We start from the raw sequence: 17,587 nt of genomic DNA on the forward strand, positions 1-17,587 counted from the left end.
TATCTCTTCTATTCTTTCATCATTATGCTTGAGTTCTGGTTTAATCCGCAGGTATCTGTTCTCAAAAAACTGTTGATCTTTATTGTGATTGCAGCGACAGCTGCAGGCTTGTACTGGATGGAACCACTGCCCTTAGATTCGATTCTGATGTTTGTCGGTACCGGCATCATTTTTCTGATCTGCCGTTACTGCAAAATCCACTTTTCCAGCAAAAACCCGACCGGTTTGCTGTATAGATTACTGACCTGGATTCCAATTGCCTTATTGATTGCTTTAGTTTTTATGAATATGCAACAGGGTGAAATCCTGATTCCGGGTGCACAAGGCATTGCATTTATGGCACTGGCGATTTGCCTGTTTTCTCCACTATCCCTGCTCAATCAGAACAAATCAGATTCGGGTTCACCCCATGCTTGAATTTTGGTATTCGGAACGCTGTAGCCGTCAAATCAAACTCATCGTTGTCATCGCGACCTGTATTTTTATTTATGCGGCATCGACTGTGGCCCAGTTAGATCCAGTATTTGTTGGGGTGAGTTTAGCGATTGGAATTGTCGTACATTTACTGCACCATTTCCGCCTGAAAATCTCAAAATCCAATCCCTATGCAAATGGCTTTAGCGCCTTGAGCCGGGTCATTCCCATCATTGCCTTAATTACCCTGTTTGGCTATTTGCCAGAACAGCACCAGCAATGGGGCAAATTTGCCTTGGGTCTGCAATGTCTTGGCTTTGCCGCGATTGGATTATTTATTGTTTCAATCTATGAAAGCCGTGCGAAGCGTTTTGAGGACTGATCACTTCGCAGTGTTTTCTTAGAAGTAAGTTTCCAGACGATAGTAACTATAAGTCACGTTTTTATTGCGATAAACCGCATGATCTCGCTGTTTAAAATCTGATACCCAGGCACTACCTGAATAAGCCGCGATATGTCCATATTTATGTCCCTGAGTACGGTCAATAATATAGATATCGCCTTTTTTCGGTCGATCAAAAGAAGCATTAATTTTCTTATAACCCAGCTGCATCAGGGTACTTCCCCAATCTGCCGCTGCGACCGGATGATTCACAATTTTCGCACCAGAAGATTGCAGACCGACACGAATACTGCGCGCACATTTCTGTGTACTGGTATTTCGGGTAATGCCTTGCAGATAACTGGTAAATTTCTCGATATTGATACGATGGCCATTGCTTACGCCTGAAGCGTTACGGACAGTGGCTTTTTGGGATGACTTTTTAGGTCTTTGCTCCGATTGGGAACGCACCATGATATTCGCTTGGACAGGAGCATATACTTCGCTCATGTTTACTTGATGATCATAGATCATGCCTTACCAACCGCTCCTCGCCTGTAATTTAGGCTTTCATATTGTTAACAAGCCGAGAATACTAGTCGTTTAAATGTTATCTTTCACATTAAAAATGTAAACAAATTTGTCTATTTTTGCGGCATTCAAATTAAGCCGTTCTTTCTAATACAGTTACAAAACCCATCATCTTTGCAAAAAAAATGTAAAGCAAAGCCAACTTCGATGCCTTGCAAAGCTTTTTTAGCCTGAACTATACAAAATGAGTCCTTATCTTTTTCTACTCAAACGTGTGGATTTAATCTGTAGCTCGGCCATTTTCAGATAACATTTCACCACATGATTACATCATTTTAAGCTTTACCGCCTGTATTACACTGATGCGGCATTTTTAAACCTTGAACTAAACTTTAAATATTGAACTAAACAGAGAAGAAAAATGAGTCAGACTTTAAGTACCGTTTCAAATTTTAATTTAGAACAATATTTAAGTACCTGGTATGACATTGCACACTTGCCGATGAAGCGCCAACCTGAAGACAGCACCGATATTTCTGCGGTATAGAGCTTGAATGAAAATGGCAAGGTGGATGAAGCCATTGCTGAAGCGATCATTGTCGATGCAGAACATGCCAAGCTTGAAATCAGATTTTTACCTGAAGGCTTGCATGGGATCCCGTTTACCAAGGGCGATTATTGGGTCTTAAAAATCGATCCGGATTATCAGACGGCACTCGTGGGCGAGCCGAATAAAGAATATTTATGGTGATTACATCGCGACACCAGTCTGGACGAAGCGACTCAACGCGAATATTTAAGTTATGCAGCACCCTTAGGTTATGATCTGTCTGATCTGATTCATACCGTCCATACGGGCCATAAAACCGCTTAAACTGCAATCAAAAGACCTCTATCAGGAGGTCTTTTTTATTCTCAATTTGGGCGATGAAAGCTCATCAAAAAATGCTATGATGTGCGCAATTTAAATTGTCCCTTTCGACAGAAAATTGATTATAAAATAATCCGTTCTGCTGTTAAAACGGCAATTTTCAACAGATTCAAATAGAGAGAACTATGCGCCAATATCTTGACCTTTTACAACATATCCTCGACAACGGCGGCGATAAAGGCGACCGTACCGGTACAGGTACACGTTCGGTATTTGGTCATCAGATGCGCTTTGATCTTTCCCAAGGTTTTCCTTTACTCACCACCAAAAAAGTTCATTTCCGTTCTATCGTGATTGAACTGTTGTGGTTCCTGAAAGGTGATACCAATGTTCAGTATTTAAAAGACAATAAAGTCTCGATTTGGGATGAATGGGCGACCGCAGAACAGACTGCACGTTTTGGACGTCCTGAAGGCGAACTTGGTCCAGTTTACGGTCACCAATGGCGTAATTTTGGTGCCAGCAAAAATGCAGACAATAGCTATAATCAGGACGGTTTTGACCAGATCAAATGGTTGATCAATGAAATTAAAACCAATCCAAATTCGCGTCGTCTGATTATCTCTGGCTGGAACCCGAATGAAGCAGGTCAGGTCGCATTACCCCCTTGCCATACCCTGTTCCAGTTCTTTGTACACAATGGAAAATTGTCTTGTCAGTTGTATCAGCGCAGTGCTGATGTATTTTTGGGTGTGCCATTTAATATTGCCAGCTATGCCTTGTTGACGCATATGATCGCGCAAGTCTGTGATCTGGAGGTTGGTGACTTTGTCTGGACTGGTGGCGATACCCACTTGTACAGCAACCATTTTGAACAGGCACAATTACAGCTCAGCCGTGAGCCACTCGGCCTTTGTCAATTAAAACTAAATCCCGAGATTAAAGACCTGTTCGATTTCAAATTTGAAGATATCGAAATTGTCGGTTATGAATCTCATCCAGGAATTAAAGCCCCTGTCGCTGTTTAATTTTCTTTATTATAAAGTTCCCCCTCCTCCTAGGAGAGGGCTAGGAAGAGGTTTTTTACCACGCGTGAATCGCCACCTCCTTTCAAAATATATTCCTAGCCCTAAAGCATGAAGGCAATCAATATAGATTTTTAACCTTTCTTTCGTACCAGTAAAAAATTACACGAAGGACTTTGGGCTTGATAAGAAGGATTCAATACATGTCATTTCAAGATTTAGAAGTTGTACACGTCGTTGCCATGGATCAGCAGCGTTGTATCGGCAAGGGCAATGACCTACCTTGGCATATCTCTGCCGACCTGAAACACTTCAAGGAAATCACCCAAGGCGGTGTGGTGGTGATGGGTCGCAAGACACTAGAATCGATGGGACGTACCTTGCCTAAACGGGTGAATTGGGTCATTACCCGTGATCCAGACTGGGCATTTGCAGGCACCAAAGTCGCTTATAGCATTGAAGATGCGCTGAGTCAGGCCGTTGCAGATGTAAAGGCTTCAGAAAAACCCGAAACCATTTTCATCATTGGTGGCGGTGAAATCTTTAAACAGACCATGAATATTACAGACCGTCTGGAACTGACCCATGTCGAACTGGATGTACAGGGCGATGCCTATTATCCAGAGATTCCAGCGGAATTTAAAAAGGTCGCCGCCGAGCAACATATCGACGACAAAACCGGCATTGCTTTTGAGTTCGCAACCTACAGAAAATAAAACCTATTTCTCATGAAAAAGTGATGATGCAGGGACGCGAATATATTTCCAGGCACTGGAGTCTGTGGCTGCTGGGCAGTCTGTTTACTTTATTCGTCATTCTGTCGAGTTTGTGGCTCAGCCTGATGCTTTGGGTGCATCAACCTATTGGAAAAATCGGCAGCTTGATGCTGATTGGACTCTGGCTGACCTTTGCACTGGTCGTTCTCGGGATTTATTTCACCCGGCATCTGATCTCCCGCCAAGTCGATAGCGTTCTTTATCTTCTGGCCTTTTTGTTTTGTCTGCTGGGATATTTTAGTCTGGAAGCGCGTCAGGATCGGGAATGGAATCCTGAAGTTGCCCAGCTCTTGCATTATGAGCAGCAAGGCGATCAGGTCACTTTGTACAATATCCGCAACTTTGACTGGCAGGCCGATGGTCGCTATATCGAACGCTGGGAAAGCCGTAGTTTTGACCTGAATCAGATTACTGGCGTGAACATCATTACTTCCTACTGGATGGGGCCTAAAATTGCCCATACCTTGGTCAGCTTCGATTTTGCCAATCAAAAGCCACTCACCTTCTCGATTGAAATCCGCAAGGAAAAGAATGAAGAATTTTCAGCAATTGGTGGCTTTTTCCGAAAATATGAACTGAGTCTGGTTGCATCAGACGAAAAGGATATTGTTTATACCCGCAGCAATGTCCGTGGTGAACAGGTCTATTTTTTCCCGGTAAAGATGCCGCAAGCTCAGGCTAAAGCGCTATTCAAGGAATATCTGCGTCAGGCCGATGAACTGGCACAAAAGCCAAAATGGTACAATACCCTGACCAGTAATTGCACCACACTGGTCTTTGATATGGTTCAGGCGGTATCGCAACAACAGCTACCCTCAGATTACCGACTGCTGGCCTCCGGCTATTTACCAAATTATCTCTATGACCTGAAAGTACTGGAACAGTCTTGGGATATGCGCACCTGGTATCAACGCGCGCATGTCAATCCACGGGTAGAACAGACCGCTAATCTCTCCAGTCAGGACTATTCAAGACTCATGCGACAAGGTCTACCGAAACCAGACATGCGATAACTGTGTAGCAAATCCACTTCAATAAAGATACAAAATCAACTGGAACCTTGATCATTTTTTTGTTTATATACAAATAGCTAGTCAATGATCAGAGTATCTCTCATGCTAAAAAAATTAACTGCAATCGCGATTTTAGGCTCGGTTTTAACGGTCATGGGCTGCGAAACTGTGCCTAATACAGCCACGACACAAACCGCGAATCATTTACAACTTTTGCAAAATCGTACCTGGATTGCGACCCAGATTGGCAATACTGAAATCAAGACTGCGCCAACCGCACGCAATGTTCCGAGTCTGCAATTTGATGCCAGTACCCAGCGCGTTTCAGGTTCAGATAGCTGTAACCGGATTATGGGCAGCTACACAGCAGCGAAAGATACGCTGACCCTGAGCCAGATGGCCACTACCCGTATGGCCTGTATGAACAACGATCAGCTTGATCAGAAATTTAATGAAGCTTTAGCCAAAGTGACGCATTATCAGGTATTTGCTAAAACCTTAAAATTACTGGATCGCCATGGGAATCTCTTGATCCAGCTAGAAAGTGCTGCTCAGCCGCGTTAATACATCCCTACAAAAAGCCTGTATGGACAGGCTTTTTTATCTTTCATACTGATGAGCTGGAATTTAACCATCAGCCCAATTGAGTTATTTAATTGAATGAGGAATCAACCATGCAACAGGCACTTTTCGGTGGGGGATGCTTTTGGTGTACTGAAGCCGTATTTTTACAGATCCAGGGGGTTCAGCAGGTCGTCAGCGGTTATGCAGGTGGTCATACGACTGAGCCAAACTATGATGATGTCTGCGGAGGCAATACCGGCCATGCCGAAGTCATTCTGATCGATTTCGATGAAAACCAGGTTAACTATACCCAGTTGCTTGATGTATTTTTTGCGACCCATGATCCAACCACATTAAACCGTCAGGGCAATGATGTCGGCACCCAGTACCGTTCTGTGATTTATTATCTGAATGATGAACAGCAGCAACAGGCGCAGCAGGCAATCGATGCTCTGAAAGCCGATGGCATCAATGTGGTGACTGAACTAAGCCCTGCTCCAACTTTCTATCCGGCGGAAGACTATCATCAAAACTTCTTTGCCAAGAACCCGACCCAGGGCTATTGCAATTTTGCCATTCCGCCAAAATTGAATAAATTACGCAGCAAATTTACGACCCTATTAAAAACCCATTAAGATTCACGAAAAATGGGCATAAAAAAAGCGACTGCAATCAGTCGCTTTTTTACTCTCAGAATCTTAGTTATCGGTTGCAAAAGCAATATCGCTGAGTCCGGCTCCACTCGCACGCGACATGACTTGCGCCACCGAGTCATAACGTGATTCTTTATCCGCTTTCAACACAATGGTCGGCTGACGTTCAGCTTGGCCCGCTTCATTAAAACGGGTTTCAAGCTGTTCCAGCGTCAGTACATCGCCATTCCAGGCAATGTCACCTTCGGCATTGATGCTGATCGTGACATTTTCAGGCGGCAGATCGATAATCTCCGCAGTGGTTTGTGGCAAGGTTAATGGAATTGATGGGTTCGCAACGGTCGCTGTCACCAGAAAGATGATCATCAATACCAACATAATGTCGATGAGGGGAATGAGGTTCATCTCATTCATGCCTACATCGTTGTCTTCACCCAGTTGAAAAGCCATTAAGCTTGACCTCCCACGAAACTCTGTTGTGTTACTTTTTCATCAGGCTTTTTTGCAGCAGATTCCTGTTGCAGCATGGTATCAATTAACAGACCGTGTGCCTGATCCTGTAACTCATGAGCCAAGCCACGATTAGCACGTACACAGATGTTATAAGCCAGTACCGCAGGAATCGCGACTGCTAGACCTAAGCCAGTCATAATCAATGCTTCACCGACTGGGGTTGCCACTTGTGCCAGACCAGCCTGACCACTTTTACCAACCGCAACCAGCGCATGAAAGATACCCCATACCGTACCGAACAAACCGACAAATGGAGAGATCGATGCGATAGTACCCAGAACTGATACACCTTTTTCGGCATTGGCTTTTTCTGCTGAAATCTGGCGTAACAGCGCCTGTTCTGCCACTGCCTTACGCTGTTCAAAGCCCAAAGGAGCCAGTTTGGTTTTCAGTTGTTCCAATGCTTTAGATAACTGCGCATAGGCAATCTGTTTCAGTTGGCGAGTGCCCATCAAACGCAGCACAAAAATGGTCCATGTCGCAATCGACATTGCCAATAACACGAAATACAGTGTTTTACTGACTGCATCAGCGTGTTGCCAATAAACTGAAAAGTTCATATTCGAACTCCTAATGGGTGAGCCGTTATTTAACCTGAAAATCGAAAGGCTGTTCCACACGGGTTGGATAAGCCACACCATTTTCAACATATTTGGTGAGTTGTGCACGACGTACCGCGGCTTCTACTTTGCGCGTTACCGCCGGGCTACAACTTGAATTTCGTGCAGTCGCAGAAACTACTTTACCCTGCTCATTCGCTGAAACATCTACTACCAGTGAACAGGCTGATTTTAATTCACCTGCAGAGAGTGAGACTTTTGGTGAACGCTGCCAAGACACGCCCCCACCAATCGATACACTTTTCGGGGATGGCAGCGCAGCAGGTGCTGGCGGTGCCACAGGCGCAGGTGGCGCGACTGGAGCAGGTGCCGGTTTAACTTTAGTTTCAGTGACCACTGTCGGTACAACCGGACTTGGGGTTGGTTTTGCTTCAACTGGCGGTGCTTTAACCACTTTTGGCTCTTCAGCCTTTTTCACCTGCTCGATTTTTTCTACTTTTTTCGGTGGTGGTGGCAGCGGTTTATCGACAATTTTGACTTCTTTTGGCTTAGGCGGCTCTTTTTGTGGCTCGGCCTTCGGCTTTGGCGGTAAAGGTTTTGGCGCTTCCTGGAGTTTTACAAAGCGCACTTTTAAGGGTTGCTTATCAATGGGTGCCAGCTCAGGTGCTTTCATCTGGCTGATCGCATATAACACACCCACATGCCCAACCAGTACAGCCGCTACGATAGAGATGACTTTCTTTTTCATCTGATTCGGTGGTGTAGGCATTTGGGGCGCAGCAACTTGACTCATTAAATCTATTACCTTGAGGAGATGATGTGGAACAAACTATCAAGCTCATCGGTTAGCACAATTAAAGTATGCCAATAATAAATGAGAAGTGTTTTCATTTGCAACCGCTAATCCTACCTTTGACTGACTTTTTTTGCATCAAAACAAAAAAGGCACACTAAAAGTATGCCTTTTTAAAACTCAATGCAAGTCTTATTGGAACACGACAGTCTTGTTGCCATCGACAATAATACGGTCTTCCAAATGCCATTTTACCGCACGGGCCAATACATTACGTTCTACGTCCTGACCGAGTTCACGTAACTGCTCAACAGTAAAGTCATGGTTCACGCGCTCCACATCCTGCTCAATAATCGGACCTTGATCCAGATCAGCAGTCACATAGTGCGCAGTTGCACCGATCAGCTTCACGCCTTTTTCATAGGCCTGTTTGTACGGATTGGCACCTACAAAAGCCGGCAGGAAAGAATGGTGAATGTTGATCACTTTCATTTCCCACTTGCTGACAAATTCTTCATCCAGAATCTGCATATAACGCGCCAGCACCAGTAAGTCATTGCCCTGCATCAACTGGTCGATTTCTGCATAAGCTTCAGGTTTGTTGTCTTTGGTCACCGGCACAACTTCGAATGGAATGCCAAAATTTTCAACTGCTTCACGTAAAGTCTCGTGATTCGACACCACTTTGGTAATTTCACAAGGCAAACCACCACGCGCATGACGCCATAACAGCTCAAGCAAGGCATGATCGACTTTAGACACCAAAATACCGACTTTTTTCACGTCACTCACCAGAGCCAGACGCCATTGCATGCCATAGCGTTCTGCCACATTCGCTGCAAAAGTCTGGGTAATACTTTCTTTGCGACTTTGCAGATTATCGAGTTCAAATTCAACGCGCATGAAGTAACGTCCGCCCTGCGCTGCTGTCGCATATTGGTCAAGCGCAGTAATGTTGGCACCTTGATGATACAAGAAGCTCGAAACAGCCTGCACGATGCCCGGCTTGTCTTCACAAGTAATCAATAAACGTGCGGTGTTAGCAGTCGTCATATTCATGTTGATTTAAGTCACTAATCAGTTAAATTAAAAATAAGCCGAGTATTCTAGCGCGTTTCTTGGATATTCTGAATAGTTTGTTCAGATTCAGAATCTTTAGATGACGACAGGCTGGCAAAAAGTTCCGAAGAGCCCAAACTACTCAATAAACCTTCATAGGTTTGACGACTTTCACCACGTAAATACGCCCCTTCCAGGAATACCATTTGACGGAGTGCCTGCCAGACCCATTTTTCTTCCAGCGTATTGGAATCGGTTAAATGACCTGACATATACAGGAAGTTGGTCCAGTTGGTCAGCACAATCCACAGGTTAATAATCAGTGCTTCAATCTCTGAATCGGTCATGTCCATCAGGCCTGCATTAACAAAGCCTTTATAGATTTTCTGGCCCTGCTGCATCACCTGACCGGCAAAGCGTGGATACATCTTGCGAAAATCTTCGTTATTTTCTACCAGATGATAGACATCACGATGCAGGAAACGGTAAGCCCATAACTGGCTGCTCAGTACCTGAAAATAATGCACCTTGTCATTGGCATCCAGCGCACGGTCATCCGGCAGCGCCAGCATTTCCAGGGTCTGGTGCTGGTACTGTTCCATCAATTCTTTAATAATTTCATTTTTATTGCGGAAATGATAATACAGGTTACCCGGGCTCATGCCGAGTTCAGCCGCAATGTGATTGGTGGTTACCGATCGTTCACCACGCTCGTTAAACAGCTGCAAACTGAGCTGCAAGATACGCTCTTTAGTTTTTAAGGTTTTGGTTTGGGACATCCTAAAATAACCATTCAGTTCATGCATTAGCAGGCTAACACACAAAGTCACTTGACTAATTAGAGTATTTGCTCTAAAAATTAATTAATCGATTTTTGAATAATGGTAGTGCGGCATGAACAGTCACACAAAAACAACATCAATGACACCACATTTTTTTGATAGCCAATATCTGAATGAAGTCTTGGCGCAACAAAAACACGCTTATTTACACTACCCTCTGCCGACTGCAAAGGAACGTATCGATCGTTTAGCTCGACTTAAGCGTATCTTAGTTAAGTATCAAGATCAATTTGCTGACGCAATTAATCAGGACTATGGTAACCGTTCCATTGGGGAAACCAAGATTGGTGAACTGCTCACCTGTCTGGAACATATTAAATATTACAGCAAAAACCTGACCCGGTGGATGAAACCTTCCAAGCGTCATGTCGGCATTATTCATCAGCCGGCCAAAGCCTGGGTGCAATATCAGCCTTTGGGTGTAGTCGGAATTATCGCACCGTGGAACTATCCGCTGTTGCTCTCGATTGGCCCACTAATTTGTGCCCTGGCGGCCGGCAACCATGCCATGATCAAAATTTCCAGTGCATCGGCTGCCTTTGGTGAAGTTCTGGAAAAAGCCCTGGCTGAAGCCTTCCCTAAAGAATTGGTCGCTGTGGTGAATGGTGGCGGTGTGATTTCAGATGCTTTCTGTCGTTTGCCTTTCGATAAACTGATTTTCACCGGCTCAACTGCAGTCGGTAAAACCGTCATGGCAGCCGCTGCCGAAAATCTGGTGCCGGTGATTCTGGAACTGGGCGGTAAATCGCCGGTACTGGTGCATCCATCGATTGATCTGCGCGATGTCGCGCAGCGGATTGCGGTGGGCAAACTCTGGAATGCCGGTCAGACCTGTGTAGCGCCAGACTATATGTTCCTGCCTCTCGGAAAAACTGCCGAGTTCATTGATCACTTTAAAGCCTGTGTCGAAAGCATGTATCCGGATATCACCCATAATCAGGATTACACCTCGATTATTAATGTCAAACAATATAACCGTCTGCAAGGCTATCTGGATGATGCGCGTGAACAGGGTGCGCAAGTCATTGAAATTAATCCGCGTAGTGAAAACTCGGCTGATCTGCGCAAGATTGCACCGACCATCGTGACCAATGTCACCCCGATGATGCAGATCATGCAGCATGAAATCTTTGGCCCACTGTTACCGATCATGGAATATGATCAAATTGACGATGTCATCGACTTTATTAATAGCCGTCCACGTCCACTTGCTTTATACTACTTCGACTTTGATCAGGCGCGTGCCGATTATGTCGCACAGCGTACCCATTCAGGGCATTTCGGGCAAAATACGGTACTGACCCATGTTGCGCAGGACGATCTACCATTTGGGGGTGTCGGTGCATCAGGTATGGGTAAATACCATGGCCCAGAAGGCTTCTTCAGTTTGTCGCATGAACGCTCAGTAATGTCGAATCCAAAGCTGTACAGCTTGAAATACATTCTGCCACCGTTCAATAAACCGATTCACAAGCTGATTTCGAAGACACTTCTCCGCTAAATGATCAAGGCATGAGCTATCGATATAGTTGGTGCCGCATTTTGACGAAAATCGCTTGTCTTTTAAGCGCATTTTTGATATAAAACGCCCCTTGAATGATTTCAATCCGTTTATTTTTGACTGGCCATACAGATTTGCTGTTGGCTAAATCAATGGAGTTACACCATGTCTAAGGTTTGCCAAGTTACCGGCAAGCGTCCAGTCGTTGGTAACAACGTCTCACACGCCAACAACAAAACTAAGCGCCGGTTCGAGCCGAACCTGCATCACCACCGTTTCTGGTTAGAAAGCGAAAAACGTTTTGTACGTCTTCGTTTAACCACTAAAGGTATGCGTATTATCGACAAATTGGGCATTGAAAAGGTTGTTGCTGACCTACGTGCTCAAGGTCAAAAGATCTAAGGAGTCTGAACCATGCGTGATAAAATTCGCTTAGTTTCTTCAGCTGGTACAGGTTATTTCTATACCACGACTAAGAACAAACGTACTATGCCGGAAAAAATGGAAATCAAAAAATTTGATCCAAAAATCCGTCAACACGTAATCTTCAAAGAAGCTAAAATCAAATAATTTTAGTTTCTTTAAAAAAACGACCTTTGCGGGTCGTTTTTTTTGCACTTTTTTTATCCGACTTGATAAACTTTCTGCATGTTTTGGCACTTTTTGTGCTTATTTCCCAGCAAACCTAGCTAAAGGAGTATTTAGTGCCACATGACGTAGAGCTCATTATATTACTGGCTGTTGGTTTTGGCTTAGCTTTGGTCTTTGGCTATCTCGCTGCACGGTTACGTCTTCCCCCTTTGATCGGTTACTTAATTGCCGGCATTCTGATTAGTCCCCATACACCCGGTGTGGTCGGTGATATTCATCTGGCCAACCAACTGGCAGAACTTGGCGTCATGTTCCTGATGTTTGGCGTCGGAATGCATTTTTCCCTGAACGATCTGATGCAGGTACGCCGGATTGCCCTGCCTGGTGCGATTTTACAGATTGCAGTTGCCACCTTGCTCGGGGTTGGAGTTTCGATGCTGTGGGGCTGGAGCTTTGGCTCAGCACTGGTCTTCGGCCTAAGCCTGTCTTGTGCCAGTACCGTGGTTCTACTCAAAGCCCTTGGTGATCGTGGCTTACTGGATTCAATCAATGGCCGAATTGCTGTTGGCTGGTTGCTGGTCGAAGATCTGGTCATGGTCTTGGCGCTGGTACTGTTACCTGCCACTGCGGTGCTTTTAGGTGGGCAAGCGCTGGAAGGTGCAAGCGATGAGAATATCTGGCTCACCTTAGGCATTACCCTGCTCAAAGTCGCAGGTTTTATTGCCTTCATGCTGATTATTGGTAAACGCTTGATTCCGATGATCATACAGGTGGTGGCACGTCTCGGTTCACGTGAGCTGTTTACCTTAACTGTGGTGGCAGCTGCTGTTTCGATTGCCTTTGGTGCCTATAAAGTCTTTGGCGTGTCGATGGCACTGGGTGCTTTCTTTGCCGGAATGGTCGTTAAGGAATCTGATTTCAGTCATCGTGCTGAAGAAGAAACCTTACCACTGCGTGAAATTTTCTCGATTTTATTCTTTGTTTCCGTCGGCATGCTGTTTGATCCGCGCATTTTGCTGGAACAGCCTTTACATGTACTGGCCGTGGTCGCGATTATCATGATTGGTAAAACTATTGCTGCGATGGCACTGGTGCTGTTCTTCCGTTATCCGATCAATACCGCCTTGACCGTCGGTGCTTCTCTGGCACAGATTGGTGAGTTCTCCTTTATTTTGGCTGCACTCGGTGTTTCGCTCAACCTGCTTTCGCTGGAAGGTCAAAACCTGATTCTAGCAGGTGCCTTAATTTCGATTACGCTTAACTCCTTTATCTTTTCCGCGATTGAGCCGGTACAGAAATGGATTCGGGAACGCTCGACTCTGGCCCGATTACTGGAACGCAGTGGTGACCCTCTGGCGATGTTACCCGATGAAGTCTCACAGGATTACCTGCGCGATCAGGTGGTCATTATTGGCCATGGTGAGGTCGGGCGTCGCATTACCCGCTCATTGATGCAAGAAAATATCAAGGTGGTGATTGCCGAAGAAAACCGTGACATCGTCGAAAACCTACGTGAGAAAGGCATTGCTGCGGTGTCTGGTGTTGCCACTGAGGCTGGCGTACTGATTCAGGCACATATCCAGCATGCGCGCTTACTGGTCATTTCCCCTATGGATATCATCGATATTCATAAAATTGTCGATATTGCCAAGACCTTGAATCCACAAATTCAGGTACTGGTCTGTGCAGAAAGCAAGGAAGAAGCTGAAGCCATTCGTCGGGATAATGTCGGTGCTGTTTATTATGCCAAAGAAGAAATGGCGAAAAATATGAGCAATCATATTTTGAACCAGATTGAGATCGCGCATCAGCATACGCCTTCTCATTAAAGTTTTTCTTTGAATAAACACTGAATAAAAAAAAGTTGCCGGATCTGGCAACTTTTTTTATGGACATCAATATATCTCTGAGCCAAAGATTTTATTAACACACTGGCTTCAGACTGCTCACGACTTAAATTTTAAAATACTGATTTTTCATCTTCATTTCAAATGAACGTTTTTATGGTACTTAAAATCTGCCTAATTTAATAACCTATAAAACTCAAAAAGCACACCGATAGTGTGCTTTCTAAATAAATTTCAACGATTAACTCATATACTTTGGTTCTTCATCCACAACTTCAGCCTGCCACTCATTGACCTGCTGTTCCAGCAAACCATAGAGTGCTGCCTGAATCATCTGTTGCGCAATCACGGGCGTCTGCTCTCCAAGTAAAGCTTTCACCTCATCATTAAATTGAATCATGACCAAAGGCTGTTTATGTGAGCCTGCATTGCGTAGAGCCAACGCGCCACCTTCAAGTTGAACGAGTTCTAAAATCGCGTCTTGATTACCAAATAAATCTTTCAACTGTTCTATAGACATATATCCTCCATGTTCAACATGGTGGCAAAGCGCCGGGTGCACTTTGCATCATTAGAGTAATTGATATAGGGTTAAAAATTGCATTTTCAAGTACAGCCGATCCGATTAAAATTCAATCATCTCATTACGAAAACCATCAATTAATTGGGTCAGGTCACGATGCCACTCTCTCAATATAGCAGTATCAGGTAACCATGCTTGTGGAGACTGTGTGACTTTAATGATGAGATTTGAGGAAGTTTCGTCTTCAGGTTCTGGGGTACTTGGTTCGGGCGCATACTGGCACAGACGGTAAGCACGTTTCAGTTCAGCAATGAAACCGCTCTTGGATAAATGTTGCAGCACCGCCACTTCCGGCGAAATCTGGCCTTTGGCCGCCATCAGTTCTTCGATCGATTTTAGCGTCGGATGAGGATCATTCAGGCGATAGTAACGCACCAGTTCCTGTAAAAATGCTAACAAAGCACCATGCAAATGAAACACAGTTGCTTCACGTTGTGCCTGAGCCTGTTGTACATGTTCAGTTTGCTCTGCTTGCTGGCAGGATAGACGGGCAAAATACAGTTTTTGATTGGTACGGTCCGCATGATAGCGAGCAACACGGGTCATCGAGATTTCCTAAGGGTTAAAACAAATTTTGGCTTTTATAAAGTAAAAGGTTCGTCTGCATTTCGCAATCAAAAGATGTTTAGACTGAATCCATCCAGCACTGAAATTCAGAGCATTGAGCTGATTGAACAGCTACGGCAATGCTAAATTTCGACCATAAAAAAGGAGCCTATCAAGTGCTCCTTTTTTGAGTTTAAGCCTGAGGCTTATCTTCTGCGGCTTTCACGCGGATCCCATGTCCGTGCAGGCGTAAAGTGTTCAGGCCTTTAATGGCTTTGACTGCTTCACGGCCATGTGGCATTTCTACAAAAGCAAAACCTTTTGATTTGCCTGTTGATGCATCAAGCACCAAAGTACAGGTCTCCACTGTGCCATATTCCTGGAACAGTTTCAGCAATTCGGCTTCTGTGACCGTACGTTCTAAATTACGAACTAAAATTTTCATCTTACAACCTTAAGAAGATAGGCAAAAAATATCAAAAAGCACGCGCCTACTCTACTTTTTGCATGAAACAACTTTGCTATAGTTTAATCGAGATCAATCCCAAAATCTAAATTAATCGACTTGCGTTCAATCAAGGCACTTTTTACGGTTTGCTGCCGAGTTTTGTAATGGGTTTCCGTGGTGCATAAATGCCGGGTAAGATCATTCAGGAAATAGCTTTCGACTTTACGCCCCTGCTCATCGACCGTTTCCCGCGCCCAATGATTCAGGTTCTGTTTGGTCAGAATCAATTCATTTTTTGCCCGGGTCAATGCTACATACAGCACACGACGCTCTTCTTCGACATCATCAAAATCACCTTGGGCACGTGCATGTGGATAATTGCCTGGGGTGACATTGGCCACATAACAGACATTTTGCTCGGTGCCTTTGGCCGAGTGAATGGTGATTAAGGTCACCACATCATGGTCCGACTGGCGTTCAATTTCCGAGATTGACACCGGATCTAGTACATATTCCTCTAAAAACTCACTCAGCTGCGAATGCTTGGAGGCCAGCTGTTTGACCAGTTCAAAATCACTCTGGCGACGTGGCCAATCCTTTTTATAGTTTTCTGCCAGTTGAGATTCAATCGCCTGAATCGCAAGACTGACACAGGCTTGCACTTCGCCTTTGAGCACATTCATCTGCTGCATGATCAGAATGGTTTCTAGCGGTATCTTGCCAAACTGTTCTAATTTCTTTGCAATCTGATCCATTTCAGTTTCAGCCAATAGCTGCTGTGACAGCTTGCTGGCACCGACATCACCCACACCATTCCACAGGGTCAAGAAACGCATCCAGGCAATATCATCCAATGGATTAGCCACCACGCGCAGCATGCTGAGCAAATCTTTCACATGCGCCGTTTCCAGCAGCTTCATGCCACCAATAAAGCGATACGGTACATTGGCTGCAATACAGGCCGCTTCAATGTGCCGCGCGGCAAAGCTGGAACGAACCAGCACCATATGCTCGCCCCATTTGCTGCCTTGCAGATAATGGCGTTCTTTAATATCAATCGCAATCCATTTGGCTTCATCAAACTCATTCGGGAAGATATGCATACGCGGCTTTACACCTTCTCCGCGATAAGCTTCTAGACGTTTGTCATATTTGATTTCAGACTGATCCAGCAGCCAGTTAGACAGATCGAGAATTTCCTGGGTCGAGCGGTAGTTCTTTTCTAATTTGAAAATCTGCGCATCTGGCACACGTTCTTTGAAATGGTGAATATTTTCAAAGTCTGCACCACGAAAGCCATAAATCGACTGGGCATCATCACCGACACAAAACAGGCTGATCCGGTCTTTAAGTGGTTCGAGCAAAGCCCATTGTAATGGATTGGTATCCTGCATTTCATCGACCAGCATATGTCGACAGATTGAAGCGACATAGTCGACCAGACCTTCGGACTGTGCCAGCGCCGTAGCCACTACCGCCAGAATGTCATCATAATCCAGAAAGCTGCGTGCCTGCTTACGTGCTTCGTACTCTTTCATAATCTCGGCAATCTGGTCCTTTAAGGCCAGATATTCCGGCATCTGTTTTTCTAATGCCAGACTGAGTTTTTGCCGGGTATTCCTTGCAAAAGAATATAGATCACATAGTTCCTGAGGCTTAGGCAGATGGTTGGGATTTTTCTTGTCATCACGACCGCGAATCAGGCGGAACATCATCAGCTGATCATCACGATCAATAATCGAAAACTGTTCCAGACCAAAGGCTTTGGGAATACGGCGCAGCAGATACATACAGAAAGTATGAAAAGTCGAGGCTCGCAGTCCCTTGGCTTGTTCACCAAGTGCCAGTTCGACACGCGCCACAATTTCACTGGCAGCCCGGCGGGTAAAGGTTAGAATTTGAATCTGGTTGGCAGGCATGCCTTGTTCAATTAAGTAAGCTGCGCGTGCCACGATGGTCTTGGTTTTGCCACAACCTGCCCCCGCCAGCACCAAACTGTGTTTTGCTTCTGTGGTGGCTGCTTGTCTTTGCTGAGGGTTTAATTCATCAATCAGGGTGGCTAAACTCATTTTCAC

General features: G+C 44.9%; 23 protein-coding genes. 13 read left to right on the forward strand and 10 right to left on the reverse strand.

Annotation, left to right across the window (positions count from 1 at the left end):
- Positions 1-24 precede the first annotated feature (24 nt).
- Positions 25-417, forward strand: a complete 393-nt coding sequence (locus tag NI455_RS06575; RefSeq protein ID WP_191112037.1) for a hypothetical protein — start codon at positions 25-27, stop codon at positions 415-417.
- Positions 410-796, forward strand: coding sequence for a hypothetical protein (locus NI455_RS06580; RefSeq protein ID WP_005250661.1), 387 nt, complete (start codon positions 410-412; stop codon positions 794-796). The genes NI455_RS06575 and NI455_RS06580 overlap by 8 nt, the downstream gene beginning before the upstream one ends.
- Before the next feature lie 18 nt (positions 797-814).
- Here NI455_RS06580 and NI455_RS06585 read toward each other — a convergent pair whose 3' ends face one another.
- Positions 815-1,330, reverse strand: a complete 516-nt coding sequence (locus NI455_RS06585) for a hypothetical protein (protein WP_005107935.1) — start codon at positions 1,328-1,330, stop codon at positions 815-817.
- Positions 1,331-1,748: 418 nt separating this feature from the next.
- Here NI455_RS06585 and NI455_RS06590 point away from each other — a divergent pair, with 418 nt between their 5' ends.
- The 7 genes from NI455_RS06590 (at position 1,749) to msrA (ending at position 6,211) form a co-directional block, all read left to right on the forward strand.
- A complete protein-coding gene (locus NI455_RS06590; RefSeq protein ID WP_005245940.1) occupies positions 1,749-1,874 on the forward strand; it encodes a lipocalin/fatty acid-binding family protein in 126 nt (41 codons plus the stop codon).
- Positions 1,875-1,877: 3 nt separating this feature from the next.
- Complete coding sequence (locus NI455_RS06595; RefSeq protein ID WP_005250658.1) at positions 1,878-2,078, forward strand: lipocalin family protein; 201 nt, start codon at positions 1,878-1,880, stop codon at positions 2,076-2,078.
- A 305-nt stretch (positions 2,079-2,383) separates the two neighbouring features.
- Positions 2,384-3,226 (forward strand): thymidylate synthase, encoded by an 843-nt coding sequence (thyA, locus tag NI455_RS06600; protein ID WP_004729505.1) that lies wholly within the window; start codon positions 2,384-2,386, stop codon positions 3,224-3,226.
- Between the two features lie 200 nt (positions 3,227-3,426).
- Positions 3,427-3,939 (forward strand): dihydrofolate reductase, encoded by a 513-nt coding sequence (locus NI455_RS06605; protein ID WP_004647417.1) that lies wholly within the window; start codon positions 3,427-3,429, stop codon positions 3,937-3,939.
- A gap of 23 nt (positions 3,940-3,962) precedes the next feature.
- Positions 3,963-5,012, forward strand: a complete 1,050-nt coding sequence (locus NI455_RS06610) for an Lnb N-terminal periplasmic domain-containing protein (RefSeq protein WP_224216927.1) — start codon at positions 3,963-3,965, stop codon at positions 5,010-5,012.
- Positions 5,013-5,114: 102 nt separating this feature from the next.
- Positions 5,115-5,576 (forward strand): META domain-containing protein, encoded by a 462-nt coding sequence (locus NI455_RS06615; protein ID WP_005267490.1) that lies wholly within the window; start codon positions 5,115-5,117, stop codon positions 5,574-5,576.
- Between the two features lie 110 nt (positions 5,577-5,686).
- Positions 5,687-6,211 (forward strand): peptide-methionine (S)-S-oxide reductase MsrA, encoded by a 525-nt coding sequence (gene msrA, locus NI455_RS06620; RefSeq protein WP_005267491.1) that lies wholly within the window; start codon positions 5,687-5,689, stop codon positions 6,209-6,211.
- A 63-nt stretch (positions 6,212-6,274) separates the two neighbouring features.
- On the opposite strand, the gene NI455_RS06625 is transcribed toward msrA, so the two are convergent.
- From NI455_RS06625 to NI455_RS06645, 5 genes are all read right to left on the reverse strand, one after another.
- Positions 6,275-6,679 (reverse strand): ExbD/TolR family protein, encoded by a 405-nt coding sequence (locus NI455_RS06625; protein ID WP_004278434.1) that lies wholly within the window; start codon positions 6,677-6,679, stop codon positions 6,275-6,277.
- On the reverse strand, positions 6,679-7,302 hold the full coding sequence (locus NI455_RS06630; protein WP_004278435.1) for a MotA/TolQ/ExbB proton channel family protein: 624 nt from the start codon (positions 7,300-7,302) through the stop codon (positions 6,679-6,681). Before NI455_RS06630 ends, NI455_RS06625 begins: the two co-directional genes overlap by 1 nt.
- A gap of 25 nt (positions 7,303-7,327) precedes the next feature.
- On the reverse strand, positions 7,328-8,095 hold the full coding sequence (locus NI455_RS06635) for an energy transducer TonB (RefSeq protein ID WP_253113180.1): 768 nt from the start codon (positions 8,093-8,095) through the stop codon (positions 7,328-7,330).
- A gap of 192 nt (positions 8,096-8,287) precedes the next feature.
- Complete coding sequence (purU, locus tag NI455_RS06640) at positions 8,288-9,154, reverse strand: formyltetrahydrofolate deformylase (RefSeq protein WP_004278437.1); 867 nt, start codon at positions 9,152-9,154, stop codon at positions 8,288-8,290.
- Between the two features lie 47 nt (positions 9,155-9,201).
- The gene (locus NI455_RS06645; RefSeq protein WP_034437998.1) at positions 9,202-9,933 is read right to left on the reverse strand and encodes a TetR/AcrR family transcriptional regulator; all 732 of its coding nucleotides are present in this window, start codon (positions 9,931-9,933) and stop codon (positions 9,202-9,204) included.
- Positions 9,934-10,048: 115 nt separating this feature from the next.
- Here NI455_RS06645 and NI455_RS06650 point away from each other — a divergent pair, with 115 nt between their 5' ends.
- The 4 genes from NI455_RS06650 to NI455_RS06665 all read left to right on the forward strand — a co-directional run bounded on the left by NI455_RS06650 (position 10,049) and on the right by NI455_RS06665 (position 13,917).
- Positions 10,049-11,497, forward strand: coding sequence for a coniferyl aldehyde dehydrogenase (locus tag NI455_RS06650; protein WP_004278439.1), 1,449 nt, complete (start codon positions 10,049-10,051; stop codon positions 11,495-11,497).
- Between the two features lie 165 nt (positions 11,498-11,662).
- Positions 11,663-11,899: a 50S ribosomal protein L28 gene (gene rpmB / locus NI455_RS06655; RefSeq protein ID WP_000048256.1), complete on the forward strand. Its 237-nt coding sequence runs from the start codon at positions 11,663-11,665 to the stop codon at positions 11,897-11,899.
- 12 nt (positions 11,900-11,911) lie between these two features.
- Positions 11,912-12,067: a 50S ribosomal protein L33 gene (rpmG, locus tag NI455_RS06660; RefSeq protein ID WP_001205031.1), complete on the forward strand. Its 156-nt coding sequence runs from the start codon at positions 11,912-11,914 to the stop codon at positions 12,065-12,067.
- Positions 12,068-12,201: 134 nt separating this feature from the next.
- On the forward strand, positions 12,202-13,917 hold the full coding sequence (locus tag NI455_RS06665; protein WP_005103028.1) for a cation:proton antiporter: 1,716 nt from the start codon (positions 12,202-12,204) through the stop codon (positions 13,915-13,917).
- A 259-nt stretch (positions 13,918-14,176) separates the two neighbouring features.
- On the opposite strand, the gene NI455_RS06670 is transcribed toward NI455_RS06665, so the two are convergent.
- The 4 genes from NI455_RS06670 to NI455_RS06685 form a co-directional block, all read right to left on the reverse strand.
- Positions 14,177-14,455, reverse strand: a complete 279-nt coding sequence (locus NI455_RS06670; RefSeq protein WP_004278462.1) for a hypothetical protein — start codon at positions 14,453-14,455, stop codon at positions 14,177-14,179.
- A gap of 105 nt (positions 14,456-14,560) precedes the next feature.
- Positions 14,561-15,064 carry a DUF6586 family protein gene (locus NI455_RS06675; RefSeq protein WP_004278463.1) on the reverse strand — a complete coding sequence of 168 codons (504 nt, stop codon included), beginning with the start codon at positions 15,062-15,064 and terminating at the stop codon, positions 14,561-14,563.
- Between the two features lie 193 nt (positions 15,065-15,257).
- On the reverse strand, positions 15,258-15,509 hold the full coding sequence (locus tag NI455_RS06680; protein WP_004647405.1) for an RNA recognition motif domain-containing protein: 252 nt from the start codon (positions 15,507-15,509) through the stop codon (positions 15,258-15,260).
- Positions 15,510-15,592: 83 nt separating this feature from the next.
- On the reverse strand, positions 15,593-17,581 hold the full coding sequence (locus NI455_RS06685) for an ATP-dependent helicase (protein ID WP_253113183.1): 1,989 nt from the start codon (positions 17,579-17,581) through the stop codon (positions 15,593-15,595).
- Positions 17,582-17,587 lie beyond the last annotated feature (6 nt).

Origin of the sequence: Acinetobacter lwoffii, from assembly GCF_024129435.1 — a bacterium.
In the GTDB taxonomy this organism is placed as follows: domain Bacteria; phylum Pseudomonadota; class Gammaproteobacteria; order Pseudomonadales; family Moraxellaceae; genus Acinetobacter; species Acinetobacter lwoffii_F.